Annotated in this window: 19 protein-coding genes; 6 read left to right on the top strand and 13 right to left on the bottom strand. The window is 55.6% G+C overall.

Annotated elements, in window-relative coordinates; genetic code table 11:
* Positions 1-60: 60 nt before the first annotated feature.
* The 5 genes from ung to GRX76_RS10195 form a co-directional block, all read right to left on the bottom strand.
* Positions 61-783, bottom strand: coding sequence for a uracil-DNA glycosylase (gene ung, locus GRX76_RS10215; RefSeq protein ID WP_160153213.1), 723 nt, complete (start codon positions 781-783; stop codon positions 61-63).
* Between the two features lie 23 nt (positions 784-806).
* Complete coding sequence (locus tag GRX76_RS10210; protein ID WP_236250315.1) at positions 807-1,406, bottom strand: uracil-DNA glycosylase family protein; 600 nt, start codon at positions 1,404-1,406, stop codon at positions 807-809.
* A gap of 5 nt (positions 1,407-1,411) precedes the next feature.
* Positions 1,412-2,383, bottom strand: a complete 972-nt coding sequence (locus GRX76_RS10205) for a hypothetical protein (RefSeq protein WP_236250314.1) — start codon at positions 2,381-2,383, stop codon at positions 1,412-1,414.
* A 23-nt stretch (positions 2,384-2,406) separates the two neighbouring features.
* Entirely contained in the window at positions 2,407-2,889 is a 483-nt protein-coding gene (locus GRX76_RS10200; protein ID WP_160153212.1) for a YajQ family cyclic di-GMP-binding protein, read from the bottom strand.
* Positions 2,890-2,962: 73 nt separating this feature from the next.
* Positions 2,963-3,499 carry a YaeQ family protein gene (locus tag GRX76_RS10195; RefSeq protein ID WP_160153211.1) on the bottom strand — a complete coding sequence of 179 codons (537 nt, stop codon included), beginning with the start codon at positions 3,497-3,499 and terminating at the stop codon, positions 2,963-2,965.
* A 97-nt stretch (positions 3,500-3,596) separates the two neighbouring features.
* Here GRX76_RS10195 and GRX76_RS10190 point away from each other — a divergent pair, with 97 nt between their 5' ends.
* From GRX76_RS10190 to GRX76_RS10175, 4 genes are all read left to right on the top strand, one after another.
* Positions 3,597-4,226 carry a LemA family protein gene (locus tag GRX76_RS10190; RefSeq protein WP_160153210.1) on the top strand — a complete coding sequence of 210 codons (630 nt, stop codon included), beginning with the start codon at positions 3,597-3,599 and terminating at the stop codon, positions 4,224-4,226.
* A 126-nt stretch (positions 4,227-4,352) separates the two neighbouring features.
* Positions 4,353-5,033 (top strand): YgcG family protein, encoded by a 681-nt coding sequence (locus GRX76_RS10185; protein ID WP_236250313.1) that lies wholly within the window; start codon positions 4,353-4,355, stop codon positions 5,031-5,033.
* 47 nt (positions 5,034-5,080) lie between these two features.
* Entirely contained in the window at positions 5,081-5,704 is a 624-nt protein-coding gene (locus tag GRX76_RS10180) for a TPM domain-containing protein (RefSeq protein ID WP_236250312.1), read from the top strand.
* 41 nt (positions 5,705-5,745) lie between these two features.
* A complete protein-coding gene (locus GRX76_RS10175; protein WP_160153208.1) occupies positions 5,746-6,609 on the top strand; it encodes a PDZ domain-containing protein in 864 nt (287 codons plus the stop codon).
* 92 nt (positions 6,610-6,701) lie between these two features.
* Here the strand turns inward: GRX76_RS10175 and lysS are convergent, their stop codons facing one another.
* Both lysS and prfB read right to left on the bottom strand, forming a co-directional pair.
* Complete coding sequence (gene lysS, locus GRX76_RS10170) at positions 6,702-8,195, bottom strand: lysine--tRNA ligase (RefSeq protein ID WP_160153207.1); 1,494 nt, start codon at positions 8,193-8,195, stop codon at positions 6,702-6,704.
* Between the two features lie 241 nt (positions 8,196-8,436).
* Positions 8,437-9,532 (bottom strand): peptide chain release factor 2 gene (gene prfB, locus GRX76_RS10165; RefSeq protein WP_160153206.1). Its coding sequence is split into 2 segments (ribosomal slippage): positions 8,437-9,459 and positions 9,461-9,532, totalling 1,095 coding nucleotides; the frame shifts between segments, so codons are not numbered across the junction.
* A gap of 174 nt (positions 9,533-9,706) precedes the next feature.
* Between prfB and GRX76_RS10160 the strand changes: the two genes are divergently transcribed.
* The gene (locus tag GRX76_RS10160; RefSeq protein ID WP_160153205.1) at positions 9,707-10,867 is read left to right on the top strand and encodes a pectinesterase family protein; all 1,161 of its coding nucleotides are present in this window, start codon (positions 9,707-9,709) and stop codon (positions 10,865-10,867) included.
* A gap of 23 nt (positions 10,868-10,890) precedes the next feature.
* Here the strand turns inward: GRX76_RS10160 and cueR are convergent, their stop codons facing one another.
* The 3 genes from cueR to GRX76_RS10145 form a co-directional block, all read right to left on the bottom strand.
* Positions 10,891-11,280 carry a Cu(I)-responsive transcriptional regulator gene (cueR, locus tag GRX76_RS10155; protein WP_160153204.1) on the bottom strand — a complete coding sequence of 130 codons (390 nt, stop codon included), beginning with the start codon at positions 11,278-11,280 and terminating at the stop codon, positions 10,891-10,893.
* Between the two features lie 75 nt (positions 11,281-11,355).
* Positions 11,356-12,900 (bottom strand): cellulase family glycosylhydrolase, encoded by a 1,545-nt coding sequence (locus tag GRX76_RS10150; protein WP_160153203.1) that lies wholly within the window; start codon positions 12,898-12,900, stop codon positions 11,356-11,358.
* A 155-nt stretch (positions 12,901-13,055) separates the two neighbouring features.
* Complete coding sequence (locus tag GRX76_RS10145) at positions 13,056-13,922, bottom strand: AraC family transcriptional regulator (RefSeq protein ID WP_160153202.1); 867 nt, start codon at positions 13,920-13,922, stop codon at positions 13,056-13,058.
* 243 nt (positions 13,923-14,165) lie between these two features.
* Here GRX76_RS10145 and GRX76_RS10140 point away from each other — a divergent pair, with 243 nt between their 5' ends.
* On the top strand, positions 14,166-15,665 hold the full coding sequence (locus tag GRX76_RS10140; RefSeq protein ID WP_236250311.1) for a tryptophan halogenase family protein: 1,500 nt from the start codon (positions 14,166-14,168) through the stop codon (positions 15,663-15,665).
* A 58-nt stretch (positions 15,666-15,723) separates the two neighbouring features.
* On the opposite strand, the gene GRX76_RS10135 is transcribed toward GRX76_RS10140, so the two are convergent.
* From GRX76_RS10135 to GRX76_RS10125, 3 genes are all read right to left on the bottom strand, one after another.
* On the bottom strand, positions 15,724-17,244 hold the full coding sequence (locus GRX76_RS10135) for a tryptophan halogenase family protein (protein WP_160153201.1): 1,521 nt from the start codon (positions 17,242-17,244) through the stop codon (positions 15,724-15,726).
* Positions 17,245-17,276: 32 nt separating this feature from the next.
* The gene (locus GRX76_RS10130) at positions 17,277-18,794 is read right to left on the bottom strand and encodes a tryptophan halogenase family protein (protein WP_160153200.1); all 1,518 of its coding nucleotides are present in this window, start codon (positions 18,792-18,794) and stop codon (positions 17,277-17,279) included.
* 125 nt (positions 18,795-18,919) lie between these two features.
* Positions 18,920-21,904, bottom strand: a complete 2,985-nt coding sequence (locus tag GRX76_RS10125) for a TonB-dependent receptor (RefSeq protein ID WP_160153199.1) — start codon at positions 21,902-21,904, stop codon at positions 18,920-18,922.
* Positions 21,905-22,054: the final 150 nt, after the last annotated feature.

Raw genomic sequence — 22,054 nt, 5'->3', positions numbered from 1 at the left:
CGCGGTGATTGATCGATTGATTGATTGATTGATTGAACAGCGGCTAACCCGGTATGGCGGTCATATTTCCACCGCCACCCGGTGCAGCGCGTCCAACGCAGGCAAACGCCAGTCAATGGGTTTCTGTCCGCTGCTCTGCAAATAGGCATTCGCCTGGGAAAATGGCCGGGTACCGAAAAACCCGCGGTGCGCAGACAAGGGCGATGGGTGTGGCCCGCTCAGCACCAGGTGCTTGCGGCTATCGATAAAACTACCCTTCTTCTGCGCATAACTGCCCCACAGTACGAAGACTAGCCCTTCGCGCTGTTCCGCCAGCGCGTGTATCGCGGCATCGGTGAGCCGCTCCCATCCGCGCTTCTGGTGAGATCCCGCCTTGCTTTCTTCCACCGTGAGGGTCGCATTCAACAGCAACACCCCCTGCTCTGCCCACGGCTGCAAACAGCCGTGCTCCGGAGGGGTGATTCCCAGGTCTGATTGCAACTCCTTGTAGATATTCTGCAGTGATGGCGGAATCCGCACCCCGGGCATCACGGAAAAACAGAGACCGTGGGCCTGACCCGCGCCGTGATAGGGATCTTGCCCCAGAATTACAACCTTGACCTGATCGAAGGGCGTGGAGTTGAACGCATTAAAAACTTGCCCTCCCGGGGGAAAAATATTTTTCCCCGCCTGCCTTTCCTGTTGCAGGAAAACACGCAGCTCTTCCATATAGGGTTTACGGAACTCGGCTTCCAGCACCTTGTGCCAGGAGGGATCGATTTTTATGGGAGTAGACGTCGGCATAAGTTATTCAATAAAAAAGATTCTCAGGAAATAATGCGCTTCAGCTGCCTGCGCAAAGCCGGCACCACTTCCTCTTCAAACCAGGGGCGGCGATTCAGCCACAGGGTGTTTCTGGGGCTTGGGTGTGGTAGCGGGAAGAAGCCATGGGGCTGTGCGTCAGCGTAACGGCGCACATTTTCGGTAATGCTGTCGCGTTTTGGAAAATGGGCCTGCGGAAGATAGTAGCGCTGGGCGTACTGACCGATCAGCAGGGTCAACTGAATATCGGGCAGCTGATCCAGCAGCTTTTGATGCCAGGTCGGAGCGCACTCCGGTCGTGGCGGTAAATCGCCACCCTTGCCCCGTCCGGGGTAGCAAAACCCCATGGGCATAATTGCGATCAGGGATTCGTCGTAGAACTGCTCCCGATCCAGTTGCAGCCACGCTCGCAGGCGGTCGCCCGAAGGGTCGTTCCAGGGAATACCCGTTGCATGCACCCGGGTACCCGGAGCCTGGCCGATAATTAACAGCTTCGCGGAGCGACCTGCACTCAATACCGGGTGCGGGCCGAGCGGCAAATACGGCTCACACAAACGACAAGCGCGCACCTCTTTCAACAACAGCGCCAGTTCAACCGCGGCCAAAACGCTTACCTGTTGCTGTCCGTGTGCGCGGGAAAGGCCAGTTGCAGCAGTAAGCCACGACGGTCGTCCGGCGCAGCGGCGCGCCCCACACCGTTGTTATCCAGCACCACAAAAATACCCTCATCATTCACCGCCAGTCCCTCGCCCTTTCCGAAGCGGGTTTCTTGATAGACATACTGGGCCCCCTCCTCGACTTCTCGGTAGTGGATACACCAGTGCGCTTCAAGGGTGTCAATGTCGCGCTCACACACCGCAAACGCATTGCGCTCGAGTGTAAACAGCGCGCCATTGTAATACGCGAGAGCAGTCAGATCCTCTGAGCGGCCGTGAAAATCGAGCCCCGCTACCGCCGGCACCTGAAAGTAATCACGACCGATCCTGTCGTCCGGCTTAATCCGTAACAGGCCTCTCGGGTTGCGCTCCAGCGCCACCCAGAAATCGGAGCCGGCCTTGACCAGGCCTTCGCTCTCTGCATTAAACAATTGCAGGTAGCCCTCCTTTCGCGCAGTTTCCGACCAGCGCTGCGGCAACCATTTCGCCGTGGACGCGGATGCGCCAAGCCAGGCAATCCGGTTGTGGCGCTCACTAAGCAGGTAGATTCCCTGTTCATCACAAGTGATACCTTCAAAATCCATACTGAGTGGCGTACTGGCGTAATGCAGTGCCCGAACCTTTACCGATACCGGCTGATCATCCGGTAGTGGCGGTCGTGAAAACCCGGCTTTTACCCGCAATTTGACCTTGTCGGCGCCGACTTCAGGGGAGAGCGCAAAAAATTGTTCAGAAGATTTATCGGCGACAGCCAGTAGCTCGCCATCACAAAAGCTCAGTCCAGAGATATCCAGTCCCTCACTGCCATCTATCCACCAGGCATTGAGCAACCGGGCCTCAGTGACCGGTATTGCCCCGGCGCAAGCCGGAACCCACAGTGCGATCAGGACCCCAGCCAGACGGCGAGCCACATCAATTCTGAACAAGCAAACCTCCCCCAAAATTTGAGTTAGTCGCGGAAATTATCGAACTGCAGCGGCTGCTCCAGCTCCTTTCCCCGCAACATGGCAATGACCTGCTGTAAATCGTCGCGCTTCTTGCCGGTAACCCGCACAGAGTCGCCCTGAATGGCCGCCTGCACCTTGAGCTTTTCTTCCTTGATGATCTTAACGATCTTTTTTGACAGATCTTTGTCGAGACCATTTTTCAGAGTCACATCCACTTTTACCTGCTTGCCCGATTGCTCTGGCTCACCAAGTTCCATCGCCAAGGGGTCAATACTGCATTTGATCAGCGCAGCGCGCAGCATGTCTTCCATTTGAGTAACCTGCATGTCGGATTCGGCGCGCAGAGTCAGGGCAAATCCAGACATTTCCACTTCCGCATCCACGCCCTTGAAGTCGAAACGGTTGGTGATGGTACGATTCACCTGATCCACCGCATTGGTCAGCTGGTGCTTGTCCACTTCAGATACGATATCGAACGACGGCATTATTTGGCTCCGTTAAGTTTTCAGTACTGATTGATTGTTGAGATTTTCAGAATAGGTTTCGTTGTTTCGTGCGCTACTTCCAGCGCTGGGGCGTCAATTCCAGGCTCTGTTCAGCACTGGAGAACCACAGCTGCCCATCCTGAATAGTGACGCTGAAGTCCATATTGCGCTCAGCCATGGTCGCCAGCTGAGCGCAGCTTTCCGCAGGTAGAAAGAATACCTGCAGGTTGTCAAAACGTGCGGTGGCGGTCTCCATCTTCTTCCACCACACCGATGCGGTGCGCTGACCATAGGCGTAGACCAGCACGCGATCTGCACGGCCGCAGGCCTTACGCACCCGGTCCTCTGCCGGTACACCCACTTCGATCCAGGTTTCCACTTCACCACTCAGGCTGTGCTCCCAGAGATCAGGTTCGTCGTCCGTCGACAGCCCGCGGGTAAATTCCAGCTGCTCACTGGCGTTGAGCGCGAATGCCAGCAGGCGAATCATCATCCGCTCGTCGGTTTCTGAGGGGTGACGCGCCAGCGTCAGCAGGTGCTCCCCGTAGTAATCCCGGTCCATATCGGCCACCTGTAACCGGGCTTTGAATATCGTCGCTTTTAATGCCATTACTGCTCTCTGAAATAAGGGTTCGGGCAGACTTACCCGAAAGACGGCGGATTGGAGACTATTATTGTCTTGTTCTGAACCAACATGGATGAATGGAATGAACGTTGCACTCACAGGCAAACCAATTTTCACCCAGCGCCGATTCTGGCAAACCCTGCTCCTGTCACTGGCGGCCTTTGGCCTCAGCGGCTGTGGCATTAACAACATTCCCACCTTTGATGAGAATGTCAAAGCTACCTGGGCCCAGGTGCAGAACCAGTACCAGCGCCGTGCAGACCTGATTCCCAATCTGGTCAAAACCGTCAAGGCCTACGCCTCACACGAGCGGGAAACCCTCGAGGCGGTTACCGAGGCCCGCGCCAAGGTCAACTCCATGCAGGTGGATTCCGGGATCATCAATGACCCTGCCAAGCTGAAACAGTTTGAAGCCGCCCAATCGCAGCTCAGCAGCGCCCTTTCCCGCCTGATGGTTGTCGTCGAACGCTACCCGGACCTCAAGGCCAACCAGAATTTCCTGGCCTTGCAATCCCAGCTGGAGGGCACTGAAAACCGCATCAGCGTGGCCCGGCGGGATTATATCGCTGCGGTGGAGCGCTACAACCGCGAGATTCGCACCTTCCCCGGTCGCATCTGGCACAGTGTCCTCTACAGTGATATGCCCCTTCGGGATACCTTCGAGGCCACATCGGAAGACGCGGAAAAGGCGCCTGAAGTCGACTTTCAATAACCATTGATCCGCCGTCACCCACTCCAGCCACTCTGTCAGCGGGGCCAGTTCATGACGATCCTCAGGGTCGCCCTTACACTGTTTCTGTGGTCAGCCCTTCTTTGGGCTTGCCAGGCAGCCGCGGATGTGACCTTCCCTACCCTTTCCGGACGCGTGGTGGACAATGCCAATTTGCTCAGCCAGACCACCCGATACCAACTGACGGAAACCCTGCAGCGCCAGGAAAAGGAAACCAGCAATCAGATTGTGGTGGTTACCCTGCCAGATCTTCAGGGGCTGACGATTGAAGAGTACGGTTACCAGCTGGGCAGAAACTGGAAAATCGGCCAGAAAGGCAAAGACAACGGGGTGCTATTGATCGTGGCCCCCAGCGAGCGCAAAGTGCGTATTGAAGTGGGCTATGGATTGGAAGGCGCACTGACTGACGCACTCTCCGCCAACATCATTCACACCAAGATTCTCCCGCAATTCCAGGCCGGAAACTTTGACGGTGGCGTCACCGCCGGCGTTGATTCCATTATTGCGGCCATCAAAAACGAATACGTGCCCGAACCCACAGAGTCTGATGACAACCGCCAACTGGCGCTGCTCGTCGGCATCTTCCTGCTATTCATCATGCTGCAAATCTTCGGCTCCTCGGTACTGGGATCACCGGCAGGCAGCGGTAACTACCGCCGCGGCCGCTACGGCGGCTATTACGGTGGCGGAGGCTTCGGTGGCGGTTTTGGTGGCGGCGGAGGCTTTGGTGGTGGCTTCGGCGGTGGCGGCGGCGGCTTCGGTGGCGGTGGCGCCTCCGGGGGCTGGTAACCAAACGGGGCAGCCAGAAAAGGAATACGGGGGCTCGGCAACGAACGATGGAAAAAAACCACATGCTGAATGCGCAGGAGCGGCGCACACTGGCCGACGCCATCAAGGAAGTGGAATCGCGCACCGACGCCGAAGTAGTCACGGTGCTCGCCGGTCAGTCTGACCACTACCTGTACATATCCACGCTGTGGGCGGCATTTCTGGCATTACTGCTCGCGCCACTGATGCAATTCCTGCCCTGGTGGCTGGAGTACCAGCAGGCATTTACTCTGCAATGGATACTCTTCATCGTCCTCGCGGTGCTGTTTCGCTGGCGCCCACTCACCATGCGGTTGATTCCCAAAAAGGTGAAGTACTGGCGCGCATCCAATCTCGCACGCCGGCAATTTCTGGAGCAGGAGCTGCACAGCACCAAAGACCGGCTTGGGCTGCTGATTTTTGTATCCCAGGCTGAACACTACGTTGAAATTCTTGCAGACCGTGGTCTCGCGGAGCACATTACCAACGAGGCCTGGCAGGAAATAGTTGAAAATTTCATCCACGAAGTAAAAAAGGGGAAAACAAGCGAAGCGTTTGTTCACTGCGTAGAAAAATGTGGCGAACTACTTCAGGAAGCCGCACCTGCCACGGTGATCAAGAACGAGCTGCCTAATCACCTGGTACTTCTATAATTTCTGCTATCACGGGCAAACTGCAGGCAATGGGTGAAACCATGCAACTCCAAAAGCGCACAGTGTATGTCGCTGCCGCATCCTTCCTTGTCGTCGGCGTCGCTATCGCCTACTGGGCCTCACCAAGCAGCTCCAGCTCCTCTTCAGGTCTGTTTCCCGGCGACACGCCCAACGCATCTGATATAGCCACTCGCGTACAACACCTGGAACGCACCCTCGACCAGACCCTGAAAATCCAAGGCCAGTTGCTGGAGCTCGTCAATGAACTAAGCGCCCGACTGGATCCTGACAAAAACTCCGGCGAGACCCGCAATGCGTCGCTGGATATGGCCCACGCCCAGAGCGAGGCAGAGTTTCATAATAGCCACCAGGAGCACGACACCAGTCATCAGGATCGATTTGAACGCATGCGCGAGAATCAGATCCGGCAGCTGATGGAGGCGGGCTTTGGCCCGGAGCGCGCGCAGTTTATTGTCGATAAGCAGGAGCGCATCCAGTACGAGCAGATGCAATTCACCTACGAATACCACCATTTGCAAAACAAGCGCTCGGCCGAGGCGAAACAGCTACAGGAAAAAATTCACACCTACAGCAATCCGCGCCGGGTCTTCGAGGAAGAACTGAGCAGGTCGGAATTCGATCAATATCTGAAAGCTTTTGGTGGCCGCACGGAACTGGAAATCGGCGACCTGCTGGAAGCAGCGCCAGCCTATGAGGCCGGCCTGCGTCCGGGAGATAAAATCATCCGCTACAACAATCAGCGGGTGTTTCATATGGGTGACCTGCGCACCCAGGTTTACCAGGTCGCACCAGGCTCATCGGTCTCGGTCGAGATACAGCGCCGGGGCAGTTCCGCATCGGAAACCATTTATTTACCCGCTGGCCCACTGGGTATTCGCGGTTAGTGCATTTTCGTTGGAAAAATGTCGCAAACAAAAAGGGCGATGGCTGCAAAGCCATCGCCCTTTTTGTTTTCGGGTCTTTCCCCAAGCAATGCTTATTCCGGGGAAACTTCCGGACGCATATGCGGGAACAACAGTACGTCGCGAATCGACGGCGAGTTGGTCAACAGCATTACCAGACGGTCGATACCGATGCCTTCACCTGCGGTAGGTGGCAGGCCGTATTCCAGTGCACGAATATAGTCGGCGTCGTAGTGCATGGCTTCGTCATCGCCCGCATCCTTCTCAGCCACCTGCGCCTGGAAACGCTCGGCCTGGTCTTCGGCATCGTTCAGCTCGGAGAAGCCATTGGCAATTTCGCGGCCACCCACAAAAAATTCAAAGCGGTCGGTCACAAACGGGTTGTCGTCATTTCGGCGCGCCAGAGGTGATACTTCTGTCGGGTACTCGGTGATAAAGGTCGGCTGGTCCAGACGGTGCTCGACGGTTTTTTCGAAAATTTCGATCTGGATTTTGCCCAGGCCCCAGATATCCTTGAGCGGAATTTCCAGGCCTTCCGCAACCTTCTTCGCGCTTTCGATATTGTCGATATCGGAGGCATTCAGTTCCGGGTTGTACTTCAGGATGGAGTCGAAAACACTGATACGATCGAACGGCTGGGCGAAGTCGTAGCTGCTGTCCTGGTACTGAACGGTGGTGCTGCCCAGTACGTCGGTGCAGATGCCGCGGATCATGTTTTCTGTCAGGTCCATCAGGTCGTTGTAGTCCGCGTACGCCTGGTAGAACTCGAGCATGGTGAACTCGGGGTTGTGGCGGGTGGACAGACCTTCGTTGCGGAAGTTGCGGTTGATTTCGTAGACGCGCTCGAAACCGCCAACGACCAAACGCTTGAGGTAGAGTTCCGGCGCGATGCGCAGGTACATGTCAATATCCAGCGCGTTGTGATGGGTCACGAACGGACGCGCAGTGGCGCCACCGGGAATCACCTGCAGCATGGGGGTTTCCACTTCCATGAAGTGGTTGTTATTCAGGAAGCTGCGAATGTAGCTGATCACTTCGGAACGGATGCGGAATACATCGCGGGATTCCGGGGTGGCAATGAGGTCGACGTAGCGCTGGCGGTAGCGCATTTCCTGGTCGGCGATACCGTGGAATTTTTCCGGCAGCGGACGCAGGGCTTTGGTGAGCAGGCTGTACTCTTCGCAGTTTACGTAGAGGTCGCCTTTGCCGGATTTGTGCAGTGCACCTTTGACCCCGACGATGTCGCCGATGTCCCAGGTGCCCCAGCGCTCTTTGATATCTTTTTGCGCAACTTTGTCGGCGTACAGCTGGATACGGCCGGAGACGTCCTGAATGACGAGGAAGGGGCCGCGCTTGGCGAGGATTCGGCCGGCGACACAGGCGCTGTTGCCTTCGGCTTCCAGTTCTTCCTTGGTCTTTTCACCAAACTCTTTTTGCAGGTCGGCGGCGAGCTGTTCGCGGCGGAAGCTGTTCGGGAAGGCGTTACCCTTTTCGCGCATGGCGCTGAGTTTGGCACGGCGTTCGGCGATCAGTTTGTTTTCGTCTTGCGGAGTTGGTGTGTTGCTCATGATCTATCACATGTCTTTTGGGGTGTGTTGCGGGCTTCGCTTCTAGCTATGTAGAGCTTTTTATTGAAGTCCGTGGCGGTGGAGCACTGGGTATTCGGTTTCGAAACCGCTGTGAATACATCCCTGTACGCTGCGTCGGCAACATCCCTGTTGCCGACGCTTTCGAAACCGAATCCCCAGCACTCCACCTTCGATTCGAAGTATTTAACTTCGTAAGCAAAAAGTGCTTAGAAACTTAGGTTTACAACCCTGCTTTTAAGCTCGCCTCGATAAACTGGTCCAGGTCGCCGTCGAGCACTGCCTGGCAGTTACTGGTCTGGACACTGGTGCGCAGGTCTTTGATGCGCTGGTCATCGAGTACGTAGGAGCGGATCTGGCTGCCCCAGCCGATATCGGATTTGCTTTCTTCCATCGCCTGTTTTTCGGCATTGCGCTTCTGCATTTCCTGCTCGTAGAGCTTGGCGCGCAGCATTTTCCAGGCTTTGTCACGGTTCTGGTGCTGGGAGCGTTCGCTCTGGCAGGCAACCACGATGCCGGACGCAATATGAGTCAAGCGCACCGCGGAGTCGGTTTTGTTGACGTGCTGACCACCGGCGCCAGAGGCACGGTAGGTGTCTTCACGCACTTGCGACTTGTCCACTTCGATCTCGATGTTGTCGTCAATCTCCGGGGAGACGAAGACGGAGGTAAACGAGGTGTGACGGCGGTTGCCGGAGTCGAACGGGCTTTTTCGAACCAGGCGGTGTACGCCGGTTTCGGTGCGCAGCCAACCGAAGGCGTATTCGCCCTGGAAGTGGATGGTGGCACTTTTGATGCCCGCGACTTCACCGGCGGAGGCCTCTTCCAGGGTGGTTTTGAAACCGTGGGCTTCGCCCCAGCGCAGATACATGCGCAACAGCATTTCCGCCCAGTCCTGGGCTTCGGTGCCACCGGAGCCGGCCTGGATGTCCAGGTAGGCGTTGTTGGGGTCGGTTTCGCCGGAGAACATGCGACGGAATTCGAGGGTTTCCAGCTGTTGCTGGAGATTCTCGAGTTCGCTGGCCACTTCGGCTACGGAGTCTTCATCGTCCTCTTCCACTGCCATATCCAGCAGTTCGCGGCTGTCGCTGACGCCGCTGTCGAGGTCTTCGATGGTTTTTACTACGGCTTCCAGGGCGGCGCGTTCGCGGCCCAGTTCCTGGGCGCGGTCGGGATCGTCCCAGACGCTGGGTTCAGCCAGCTCCAGCTCGACCTCGGTCAGGCGTTCTTTCTTGGTAGCGTAGTCAAAGATACCCCCTGAGAACGTCAGTGCGCTCTGCGAGGTCTTTGAGTTGATTGAGCAGCGGATTGATTTCCATAAGATGCTGTGGGCTTCTGTCAGTTAAAGCGGCCGCGCATTCTACCTCAGTCAGTCGGCGGAATTAAGGGGTAACCGCATCCCGGTGGCTTGAGCAAATGCAGGGGCCGGCGCTAGAATGGCCTGACCAATAAAAACCGACGATCAGGCCAATCAGCAATACGGATTTACAGCCATGGCGATCCCAGCACTCTTCCGCTCCTTAGCATCTTGCTCCCTTATCCTGCCACTACTGGCAACAATATCCCTCCCAGCCTGCGCAGCAGTAAACCGCTATGATGCGATAGTCAGTGCGGAAGTCAGCGCAGATTCAGGCGCTTCAAGCGTCTCCGCGGAGCAGGCTTACCCCACAATTGCCGCGGCCCTGGCCGCCGCTCCCGCAGCGGGTGAGACGCCCTATGTGATCTACCTGCCCGAGGGTAAGTACCGGGAAAAGCTACTGGTCGATAAGCCCAATGTCCGTCTGATCGGCGCGGGGAGAGACCGGACGGTTATCAGTTGGGGAGACTATGCCGGGATGCCAGCTCCGGGCGCTGCCGCCGGCTCCGGTGAAAAAATGGGTACTTTTGCCACCGCAACACTGACCATCGAGGCCGAGGACTTCCGTGCGGAAAACCTGACCATCGAGAATAGCTTTGATTTCCTCGCTACCGATGCCCTGCCCAAGGATCATACCGATAAGGTCAATGGCACACAGGCAGTGGCGCTGGAAACCGGGCTCAACAGTGACCGCTCGGCCTTCCGCAAGGTACGCCTGCTCGGATATCAGGACACCCTGTTCGTGCAGGGTGGACGCAGTTACTTTCGGGACAGTGTGATCGAAGGCAACGTGGACTTTATTTTTGGTGCCGGTCAGGCGCTGTTTGAAAACAGCGATATCGTGACCCGCCCCCGCGGAACCCCGCGGGATACAGTCGGCTACCTCACCGCACCAAGCACCGATATCAGCAACGATTTCGGTCTGGTCTTCCTGAACTGCCGCCTGCTGAAGGCGCCGGGCGTACCCGCCAACTCCACGCCCCTGGGCCGCCCCTGGCACCCAACCACCACTTTCGCGGACGGTCGTTATGCCGACCCCAACGCCATCGGCGCCAGCGTGTTCATCAACAGCTATATGGACGACCATATTACGACGGAAGGCTGGGATTCTATGCGCGGTACCAGTCGCGATGGCACCAAGAGCAGTGTGTTCAGACCAGAAGATTCCCGCTTTTTTGAGTACAAGAGCCATGGCCCGGGAGCGCAGAAAAACCCCAAGCGGCGCCACCTGAGCGATGAGGAGGCCAAGGCTTATACCGCAGAGCGCATACTGGCCGGATGGAACCCGGAGTTTTAATCGCTTAGATAGCTGCCAGCGGTTTAATCGCCGCTGGCGAGCTGATTCAGGATCGCGCACTCGGGCGAATCATCCCCGGCACAACTGTCCGCAAGTCCGCGCAAGGTCTTGCGCATGCTTTTCAAAACTTCAAGCTGTCGCTCGACTTGCTGCAGCTTCTCCTCCACTAGCACCTTGGCATCGTGACTGTGCCGTGCCGGATTGCGATGCAGCTCCAGGAGGGCCCGCACTTCATCGACGGAGAAGCCACAGCTTCTGGCCCGCTGGATAAACTGCAGGATGTCCACATCCGCGTGCGAGTATTCACGATAGCCATTGGGGCTTCGCGACGGAGATATCAGGTTGATGGATTCGTAATAGCGCAGGGCCTTGGCGCTGAGGCCGGCGCGTTTGGCCGCCTGGGATATATTCATGGAAGCTCCTTCATAGCCGAGATAGCTATGAAGGAGTTTTAAGGTTACCGCGAGGGTAAGGTCAAGCGCTGAACACTAGCGATTGCGGATTTTGTCCCGCACCCAGGCGCCCGCCTCTTTCAGGTTTCCCACGCCCCAGCTGTCAGCGCTGCAGGTGCCGGTATTCCACACAGCCCCGGTCCTGAAGTCATCCGAGTAGTTCCAGTTGGTCCAGCTGATCTGGTACTGATCCAGTAGATCGAGATATGCCTGTGTGCTGACAAAGTCGTTGCCGTCGTCTCCGGTATAGGTCTGAGAGCCCCACTCGGTCACAAACACCGGCATCCCCCGCTCAAGGGCAGACCGCAGTTCATCGCGATACACCTGGCCGTGGGATGCGGCGTAGAAATGGAAGGTGTACATGATATTGTCGATGGTCACGGGATTATTGAAGATATCCTGCGCCGAGCCACCATCGGATATACCGAGTGACGCCCAGCCATGCGTACCCACCAATACAACCGCATCCGGCGCATACTGGCGAATAACGGGAATCACCTCCATTGCATAGCGCTGGATAGCATCCCAGCTCACATTGTTGGGCTCATTGGCCACATCGTAAATGATATTGGTTTTGTCGCCGTGCGCCTGTGCGATATCGGTAAAGAACTGACGGGCATTGTCCAGATTCGCATTGGGATCACCGGGATCCAGCTGATGCCAATCAACCAGTACGTACATTCCCCGCGCTGTCACTTCGTCGATAATATGGCTGACCTGTGCGGTATAACCCGCCGGATCGGTTTCATAGCCACCTTCCTGCACATACAGCGAGACCCGTAAGATATCGGCATTCCAGTCTTCAGCAAGAGTATCGAGGGAATTTCCGGTAATACAGTTGCCCCAGCCATACCATTGCAGGCCATGGGTACTCATTCCTCTCAGTTGCACCGGTACATTATCGGCATTGCACAACCCATTGCCACACACATGTAACTTGCCATGACGAGCAATTGGCGAATCACCACCCGACGAACCGCCAGACGAACTCACGCCGGATGAGGAACTACCGGAGGAAGAGGTTCCACCAGAGCTGCTGGAAGAAGAACCCGCACCACTGCAACTCCCCGCGGCACTCCAAACCTCATACGCGCCGGAGTTGTCCTCAGGGCTCTGCCCCTGGTTCCACCAGTTGGCGATATAGCGCTCACCATTTTGCTGAACTACATTGCCTTCGGTATAGATACTGGCGACTTGCCACGCCTCAATACCGTCACAGCTTGTGCCGCCGCTAGAGCTACCGCTTCCCGACGATGAACTGGAAGAACCCGAAGAGCTGGAACTGGAACTGGAAGAACTTGAGCTTGAACCGGAAGAGCCAGCCCCCCCGTCACAGCTTCCCAGCTCGTCCCAGGCCTCCGTCCAGGCCCATCCGGTTCCCGGTGCATAGGCGCCACCGGTAGAACACCAGCCAGCTACATTGCAGCGATAGGCCGCTCCGGTATTGGAGACCAGATCTCCACTTTGGTAATTGACACCATCTTGATAGGCAGGGGTTGCACTGCAGTCATAGGCATAGGCCTTAACCGCGAGCAACAGGTAAAACAAACACCCCCCTGCAGTAAACAGAATCCGTTTCATAGCTTCACCCAGTCAGTTTAATTATTGCCGGTATCAGGTCCGGCGTTGGTTTCAGGGAGAAGCCAGTGTGCTGGCTATCAGACAGGAGTGATGCACTTTTCAAGCGGAAATCAATACTATTCCGCTAAGGTATCCGGTTCGAAAACCGGATCACATTACAATTTGGTCTGTCGCAAACGCGTCCGGAATTGAGAAGGTGTCATGTTTTTCAAGTGGCGGAAGCGGCGATTGAAATTGGACAGGTTGTTAAAGCCGCACAGATCACTGATTGCCGCAATTGGCTGATCTGAATTGATTAACAGGGAACAGGCCTTACCGATTCGCAGCTGGTTAACCAGCTCAGTGAACGTTTGTTCAGTTCGCTGCTTGATAAAACGGTGGAAGTGATTGGTACTCATATTGGCAAGATCCGCGAGCGCATCCGCGCGTAACGGCTGGCAGTAATTTTCGTAAATATAGCCAATAACCCGATCGATTCGCTCACAATAGCTATCGCGCTGGGCGGTGAATTTGTATCCCGCACTGGCCAATATCCGAGACTCCTTATCGCCAGCCTGCAATCGCAGGATCTGAAGCAGGCCTATTATTCGTTCGATCGGGGATGCCGCGGCCAGGGATGTAAAAATAGGAACCGCCAGCTCGGTCACTTCGCGGCTAAAGAGGATGCCACGTTCAGACCGTTGCATGAGTGACCGCAAACCTTCCAGCTCCGGGACCTGTGACATCAATGTGTGTAGCCAGGGGGCGGGCAACTGCGCCACATAGGTCTGCACCTGCTCACCTTCCCTTTCCGGTTGCGAGCACCAGGTGTGCGGTAGGTCCGGCCCGGTCAGGGCCATATCAACACCGGTATACGCCTCGACACTATCCCCCACATAGCGATGCCCCTTGCTGTTAAGGGTTAACGCAATTTCATACTCTGGGTGGTAATGCCAGTTGAACTCGATTTCATCCAGCTCATATAGCCAGAAACGCCAGGAACAATCGGGCTCCGGTAGAATTTTTTCGAGCATGGGCTTCATAACAGACACTCGACCATTTATTTTTCTTATTTAGCAAACTTTTTTAAGCAAACTAGTGAATGGCAAAACGTCGAAAAAGCGTATCAACCCTGAATACTGTCCAGAAGCTTCACCCCCCACAAGGAACAGAAAAGTATCAGAATCAGTTTGAAAAGTGTATCCAGATTCGTGACCATGGCCTCAGGATATTCTTGAAAGGGCACGTATGGGTGCCTTCCAGAAAATGAAAAAGCGATCAAACCAGTGAACAACATTGTGATTGTCGGCGGCGGCACAGCGGGCTGGATGGCCGCGGCCAGCCTGGCCCACTACCTGAAAGGCCCTTGGGGGAAAGACACCAGCGTGACCCTGATCGAATCTTCCGACATAGGAACGGTTGGCGTCGGCGAAGCGACCATTCCCAGTATTGTGCGCTTCAATCACAACCTGGGCATCGACGAGCTGGATTTTGTCCGCGCAACCGGTGCCACCTTCAAGCTGGGAATCCAATTTGAGGACTGGAACCGCCCCGGCGAACATTTTTTCCATCCGTTTTCAGATTATGGCGTAGCCAATGGTGGTGTCGACTTTCACCACTATTTCAATCGCCTGAAAATGGCTGGACACCCATTCAAGCTGGAAGAGTTTTCCCTCGGTTGCCAGCTCGCTAAAGAGCAACGCTTCGCACAACCCCGGGTAAACCCGCCATCTCCCCTGGCAGACTACGACTACGCCTATCATTTCGACGCATCGCGCTACGCCTCCTTTTTGCGGGATCGCGCTGAAAACGACGGGGTTCGCCGAATCGACCAGAAGGTAACGGAAGTGCGGCTCCGCCAGGACGACGGCTTTATCGATGCACTGCAACTGCAGGACGGTCGCGTCATCCGAGGTGATCTGTTTATCGACTGTACCGGCTTCAGGGGTCTGCTGATTGAAGAGACCCTGAAGACCGGCTACGAGGACTGGAGTCACTGGTTACTCTGCGATCGTGCCGTCGCAGTACAGTGTGAACACAAGCAACCTCCCCTGCCCTACACCCGCACCACCGCACTCGCGGCGGGCTGGCAGTGGCGCATCCCGCTCCAGCACCGGCTGGGTACTGGCTACGTATTCAGTAGCCATTTCATTGATAGCGAAACTGCCACCCGTGTATTACTCGATAGCCTTGATACTCAGCCCCTCAATGAACCGCGCCCGATCCGCTTTCAAGCCGGCCGGCGCAAACAGGTATGGAACAAGAACTGCTATGCACTGGGTCTGGCATCAGGCTTTCTAGAGCCCCTGGAAAGCACCAGTATTTCCCTGATACAGACCGGTATTACCCATCTCCTGACTTTCTTTCCTCACGGGGGAAGTGATCCGGCCATCGTTGCAGAGGTGAATCGCCGTCACCGCCACGAAATGGAAACCATTCGTGACTTCATCATCCTGCACTACAAACTTAACCAGCGCACGGACAGCGACTTCTGGACGCACTGTCGGGCGATGGATATCCCCGACTCCCTGCAACACAAAATCGACCTATACCAGAGCTGCGGGCATATCGCCCTGCAAAATCCGGAAGCGTTCAGCCCTTCAAGCTGGCTGACCATGTTTCAGGGTTTCGGAGTATTACCCAAGCGTTATGACCCTCGTGTCGACCTGATTCCGGAACAGGAACTCATCGGGCACCTGCAAAGAATGCGGGCGACGGTACAGCAGGCAGGATCCCAGGCTCCGCTGCACCAGGAGTTTCTGAGCAAGCACTGTCCCTCTGGGTAAGTACCGCACGAATCAACCAGCAGGCTCGAGCACGACATCGCGGGTAAAACAGGCGGTACTAAATTGCAAGCGCAGGACAATATTCCCGAATAAACGCATGATGCTCCGGCAACTCCTCTACAAATGCGGCTATTGCCTTTTCCCCGGAGGATAGCGATTGCGTCAGGCGATCAGCAGGCAATACATCAATCAGTGGGTGATACTTCCGCGCACGTACGCTCATTCCTTCCAATACGGCATACCAGCTGTTGTTACCAAACAAATTTTCATGCTCCGGCGGCAGTAACAGGCCCCGCGCCCGAAACGCCTCCAGACGCTCTAGCAGGTTCTCGGGAATGGGCATCGTCTGGCACCACCGCCAGAATGCCGTGTCCTTGCGTTGGGTAGTGCAGTAATGCAGCACAAGAAAGTCCCGCACGGCCCGGTACTCTCCATAGATATTGTTGTGAAATGCTCGCTGCAATATCGGATCAAAATCGGAATCCGGAAAATTGCGGATAAAATGGGACAGCGTTTTGAACACCAGGTGTATCGCCGTACTCTCCAACGGCTCCAGAAAACCCGACGCCAGCCCCAGAGAAAGGCAATTTTTACTCCAGATTTTTTTGCGCACGCCTGTTCGAAATGGAATGACTCTGGGCTCAACTGTTGGCGGCGCCCCCAGAGATGCCAGAAACTCCTCGCGGGCCTCATCGTCACTACAGAACTGGCTACTATACACGTAGCCATTACCCGTTCGGTGCTGGAGTGGAATTGTCCACTTCCAGCCCGCGTTCAACGCCCGCACTACTGTATATGGTGGTATTCCAGCCAGATTTTCAGTAGGCGCCACTACTGCTCGATCACAGGGTAGAAAGTCCGACCAGTCTTCAAAGCCACTTTTCAGGGTCTCCTCAATCAGCAGCCCTTTGAAACCGGTACAGTCTACAAACAAGTCACCCGGCACCGATGTACCGTCGGACAACTGCAACCGTTCGATGAAGCCTTTTTTATCCTGTAAAACCTTGTCAACGGTGGCTTCAATCCGGCGTACACCGCGATCGCAAGCCGTATTGCGCAGAAAGCCGGCTGCCAGTGATGCGTCCAGGTGCAACGCGTAATTGGCGCCCGCTACGGGTGATCCACTCACCTGTGCTGGGGGTACAAATCGCCCCTGCTGCGCCATCACTGCGGCCGGAGCATGGGCCATCAGCGGTGACAATGCGTCCGCGCCACACTTCAGCCACAGCGCATAAAACTCGTGTCCATCCAGGGAGCGCCCAATATCGCCAAAGGGATGAAAGTACGTTTTTCCTTTTTGCAACCAGTCCTCAAAGCGAATTCCCAACTTGAATGTTGCTTGAGTTGCCTGAACAAACGCCCGCTCATCGATACCGTTGCTTTTTAGAAACTGGAGAAATGGTGGAACCGTCGCTTCGCCGACCCCAATAATCGGGATGTCCGGTGACTCAATAAGGGTAACGGACGGGCTCTGCGGCCCTCGGCCACAGACCGTAGACAGCATAATTGCTGCCATCCACCCGGCCGTCCCGCCACCGACAATGACAATATCCTTGATCGCTTCACTGGTTTGTCGCACGGTTCGCCTCCAGACTTATGTTCGGTACCGCCCTATTTCCGCACATCCGACGGGCAAACAGCGCGAAGAAATTCGCCGTGCGGGGGAAGTTGCGATACGACCTTCGCAACCGTTTGACGCATGCGCTCCAGATTGCGTTTGAGAACTTCTGTCGGCACTTCCTGCACCCGCTTGTTATAGACTCGGGGATAACAATCGAACCCGCTGTAAATCGCCAGCCAGCTGTCAGGGTGAAAAATTTCCCAAGGCCGACGGTGTAACATTGCCTGTTCGCGATAGGCTGCCAGCCGCTCTTCCAGGGAGTCGGGTATCGCCATATTGCGACAGTGTTGCCAGAAATCGCTATCGGAGCGCTGATTGGCCTTGTAGTGCAGAATGATAAAATCCCGGATATGGGTATATTCTTCGGCCGTTACCCGATTAAACCGCTCGATTTCTGCCTCACCATAATATGGGTGCGGAAAGCTGCCACAAATTTTTTCAATAGCTGTTTCCACCAGGGCAATACTGGTGCTTTCCAAAGGCTCGATAAAGCCTGCTGCCAGCCCTACTGCGATACAGTTTTTATTCCATGCCCGCCGGCGCCGGCCTGCAGTGAAGCGGAATGGCCTGGGCTCGTGAAGCAGCTTTCCGTCAATATGACTCCGCAACGTCTGTTCCGCCGTATCCCGCTCCATAAATGCACAGCAATACACATGGCCGTTGCCCTGTCTTTCCTGCAGGGGTATCTGCCATTGCCACCCGGCCTGATGCGCTTTGGCTACCGTGCGCGGGGCGGGCTCGCCGGTTCGCTCACTCTGTACCGCGAGCGCACTGTCACACAGCAACCACTGGCTCCAGTCCTCGTACCCCGTATTCAGTGCCTGCTCGATCAGAAGCCCCTGAAAGCCACTGCAATCAATATACAGATCAGCGGACAGGGATAAACCACCCTGCAAGTGGAGCTGGGCAATCTCACCGCTTTCGGGGTCGAGCTCCACATCAGAAATTCTGGCATCGACTCTTACCACCCCATTCGACTCGGCATAATCGCGCATCAGCGCCGCAAAGCGACCGGCGTCAAAGTGCAGCGCCCAATCGAACACCGCCAGTGCAGAGCGCGGCTTCTCCGGTGGTGGAGCAAACCGGCCCGCTTGTGCCATGGCAATGCCAAGACAGTAATCCGAGAGTGGCTGTCCTTCTCCCAACTCTCGTCCTCTGAGCCAAAAATGGTGAAAAGGAATCCCGTGCGCTGGCTGGCCGAATACACCAAACGGATGAATAAAGGACTCGCCCTGTCTGTGCCAATCACGGAATTCAATACCCAGCTTGACAGTGGCCTGGGTTGCAGACATGACCTGCGCATCAGTGAAACCGAGGGAGGCATAAAAGCGGCGAATTGTGGGTATTGTCGCCTCACCCACACCAACCGTTCCGATCTCGCTAGACTCTACCAGCTGAATCCGGATATCGGTTTTGCGGAAATGTTGACTTAACTTGGCCGCGACCATCCACCCCGCGGTGCCACCACCGACAATTAGAATCCGTTTAACAGGCTTACTTTCTGGCATAAATCTCTAATGGTGTCAGTCGGTCGACACTCTCTTTCGTTATGTTTTCTGATGCTAGATATTAAAAAAGCCACTGGGAAAATCCCAGTGGCTTTTACGATTAACCGCTTACACTCAGAAACATCTTAGTAAGTGTAGCGGGCACCCAGAGCCCAACGCGCTTCATACAGGTTCTGGAACGCTTTCTGGTCTTCAAACTCCAGATATGCCTGCTGGTACTCTTCCAGAATATTGGAACCATTCAGATAGAGATCCAGTTGATCAGTCACGCTCCAGGTCACGTTCAAGTCGAGCTGTCCGTAGTCGTCCTGATACAGGTCCTGCAGACCAAGGATGCTACTGCCGCTGGTGATCAAGCGCTCCGAACGGAAGTTGTAGGCAAGACGGGCCGAAATCAGGTCAGTCTCATACCAACCCACCAGGTTATAGGTGTGCTCGGAGTTACCCGGGAAGGGGCGGTCTTTACCCGATGCATCTTCACCATAACCACTGTCCGACAGGGTGTAGTTGGCATCGATACCCATATCGGAAAGTACCGGTGCATCCAGGAAGTCAATGAAGGCCAACTTGGCTGCAAGCTCAAGACCTTTTACGTTACCGTCCGTTCCCTGAATGGGGCCAGTCATCGGAACCACTTTCGTGCCGGAAACCGGATCAGCCACTGCGATGGTGCCAACGCCATTTTCAATAAAGCTTTCGACATCAATATTGAATAGACCGGCACTCACCATGGTCGCACTTCCCAGATACCACTCTGCGGATACTTCCATATTTTTCGCGCGCGTAGGCTCCAGCTCTGGGTTACCGGACAGTGTTGCGTTCGCCGGGCGCATCTGACCACTGGCGTTGTCAAACACCATGCCCACCGACATACCGCCACCCCAGGTGAGCAGATCGAGTGGCATCATGGTCTCGGCATAAGCGGCACGCAGCTTGACGTCTTCGGTCACATCGTAGGCCACGTTCAGTGCGGGAAGAATGTCGGTGTAATCGCGCTTGGTGACAATATCACCGATATCCTGGCTGGCACCCGAGTGCGGAATACCGTCGCCCACTTCGTTCTGGCGAACGGTCAGCTCGGTCTCCACCACCTTCACGCCCAGGTTACCGCTGAAGTCACCGTAGGCGAAATTACCCTGCAGGAAGTAGCTGAACTCTGCCAGATCCACCGAGTACGACATTCCAGGATCAATCACCTTGCGCTGTGGCCCGAAGACTTTTTCCTGGAAAGCAAGGGTATCGTCAAAGTCACGAGGGTCTGCAACCCACACACCGGGCAGCCCAGTAACACCGCCGAAATCGTTCACCCAGATGACATTGTTGTAATCATCGATGCGCGTGGGCTTGAGCAGGGTGTAAGGTACAAATTCACCGTTCACCATCTCACCCTGGGCGAGGTTTGGATTACATTCAGAGGAGTTGGCGAACTGGTCTACCGCTTTCCACTGTGCGGAACAGCCGGTATCGGCGAAATCGGCGAAGTAGGAAAACTGCTCGCGATCCACGCTGCGCTCGCTCTGTCGGATACCGAAATCCATACTCTCTACAAACGCAGAATCTTCGAACGCATAGTTCCACTTGCTGCTGAAGGTATCCAGGTTACCTTTTGCGTTAGTGTTTCCTTCTGAAGAGAAGGCACCTACATGGTAGGAGTCCAGACTGGCCATGTAGTCCGCTACGGTCATCATACCCTGACCGCCATTCACCACCTGGTCAAAGCCACTGAATGCCGGATACTCACCGGAAACGTCGTAGCCGATCATGAAATCACTGTCTTCGATACCGCCTGGGGAGTAAGCCGCGTAGCAGCCTCCCTGATCACCAACCGGCACATCGTCAGGGCCGCAGTATTCGGCCGGCACCAACCCGCCGGGTCCGGTTACCAGAGAACCCTGGTCAATGCTCAACAGGTCCCCTTCGGTATAACCGTGGCGCATACTGGCGTCTGCGGATGCCCGGGTAACACGCACCTGGCCGGTGAGAGCGCCACCGTTGTCGTAATTCAACTCGAGATTGGCGTTTTTGGATGTTTCGTGGTTGTAGTTGGTCTGGGCAAAGGATTGCAGCCGGTAAGGGCGGGCCTCGTAGGCGGTAACCGTGCGCCACTCATTGCCATTGTGATCAAAGGCGCTATCGCCAAACTCTGTGGCATAGGCGTAATCCGCAAAGGTCTGCCAGCGGTTGTTGTGCGAGATACCAGCCCTGCGATTCCAACGCTCCTGCTCGCTGTAGAAATAATCCGCCACCAGCTCAAAACCACTACCCAGATCCGCCTGGAAAGACAGGTTGGCACCGTCGCGATGACGCTCTTCCGCTTTGTGGAATGCGGCAAATCCCTGCGGCATCACGTAATACATATCACCGTGCTGAGCGGGGGTATTCCAATCGTGATTACTGTTCGCCGAGCCGATACCGCCATTTTCCGAGGTATCGAAGTAACCGTTGTAATCCGTAGCCAGATTCTTCTCGGTAGTGACCGCAGACACCAAAATGCCAACGCTGTCATTTTTCCAGCTCAAAAGACCATTCAGGGTTGGATCCTGCTCCTTACTGAAGGAACCCTGATCAACCTCGGCACCACCGGCAAAGTTCCAGCCGTCTTCCATGTCGAATGGGCGGCGGGTTTTCAGGTCTACGGTACCGGCGATCCCCTGAGTCGAAGTAGTCGTGAGTGGCGATTTGTAAACATCCGCACCAGAAAACAGCTGGGAAGGCAAATCCCCAAAATCCGCATCGGAGGCATCAATACTGGTTGCACTGAGGAAACTTTCACCATTCAACATGGTGGCGACATAAGGCAGGCCGCGAATCTGAACAGGACCACCCTCACCGGCAGTACGCTGCACCTGAATACCGGGAATCCGTTGCAGGGAGTCAGCGATGGTCACATCTGGCAGTTTGCCGATATCCTGAGCGGCAATTCCATCCACCACCGAGTTCGCTAACCGCTTGGTATTCACTGCACTGGCCTGCGCGGCGCGCACCCCGGTAACGACGACCTCTTCCAGCGCTTCGGCCTGTGCCATTGCGCCCGCCGATGCGGTCAACATCGCCGATGCGATACTGACCGACAGCACATTTCTTTTCAGTTGCTTGGATCCTGACCTCATACATATCTCCTCAATTGCACATAATTTTTATTGTCACCACAACGAAGCAGCCTCCCTCAACTACAACTCAGGAACTCCCGGAGTGGCCTGGCCGGCACGGTCACTTCACCAGACTCACCCCAAAAGACCCGGAAATGATCACAAGTTGCT

It is taken from the genome of Microbulbifer sp. ALW1 (genome assembly GCF_009903625.1).
Lineage (GTDB): Bacteria > Pseudomonadota > Gammaproteobacteria > Pseudomonadales > Cellvibrionaceae > Microbulbifer.
Note: the sequence above shows the minus strand (reverse complement) of the source record. Positions and strands in the feature narration are given on the sequence as shown.

Excerpts from the sequence above, each read along its gene's own strand:
- GRX76_RS10125 (WP_160153199.1), bottom strand. The coding sequence starts at position 21,904 with ATGAGGTCAGGATCCAAGCAACTGAAAAGAAATGTGCTGTCGGTCAGT.
- ung (WP_160153213.1), bottom strand. The coding sequence starts at position 783 with ATGCCGACGTCTACTCCCATAAAAATCGATCCCTCCTGGCACAAGGTG.
- GRX76_RS10150 (WP_160153203.1), bottom strand. The coding sequence starts at position 12,900 with ATGAAACGGATTCTGTTTACTGCAGGGGGGTGTTTGTTTTACCTGTTG.
- GRX76_RS10145 (WP_160153202.1), bottom strand. The coding sequence starts at position 13,922 with ATGAAGCCCATGCTCGAAAAAATTCTACCGGAGCCCGATTGTTCCTGG.
- GRX76_RS10200 (WP_160153212.1), bottom strand. The coding sequence starts at position 2,889 with ATGCCGTCGTTCGATATCGTATCTGAAGTGGACAAGCACCAGCTGACC.
- GRX76_RS10160 (WP_160153205.1), top strand. The coding sequence starts at position 9,707 with ATGGCGATCCCAGCACTCTTCCGCTCCTTAGCATCTTGCTCCCTTATC.
- GRX76_RS10195 (WP_160153211.1), bottom strand. The coding sequence starts at position 3,499 with ATGGCATTAAAAGCGACGATATTCAAAGCCCGGTTACAGGTGGCCGAT.
- GRX76_RS10180 (WP_236250312.1), top strand. The coding sequence starts at position 5,081 with ATGGAAAAAAACCACATGCTGAATGCGCAGGAGCGGCGCACACTGGCC.
- GRX76_RS10190 (WP_160153210.1), top strand. The coding sequence starts at position 3,597 with ATGAACGTTGCACTCACAGGCAAACCAATTTTCACCCAGCGCCGATTC.
- cueR (WP_160153204.1), bottom strand. The coding sequence starts at position 11,280 with ATGAATATATCCCAGGCGGCCAAACGCGCCGGCCTCAGCGCCAAGGCC.
- GRX76_RS10175 (WP_160153208.1), top strand. The coding sequence starts at position 5,746 with ATGCAACTCCAAAAGCGCACAGTGTATGTCGCTGCCGCATCCTTCCTT.
- lysS (WP_160153207.1), bottom strand. The coding sequence starts at position 8,195 with ATGAGCAACACACCAACTCCGCAAGACGAAAACAAACTGATCGCCGAA.
- GRX76_RS10130 (WP_160153200.1), bottom strand. The coding sequence starts at position 18,794 with ATGCCAGAAAGTAAGCCTGTTAAACGGATTCTAATTGTCGGTGGTGGC.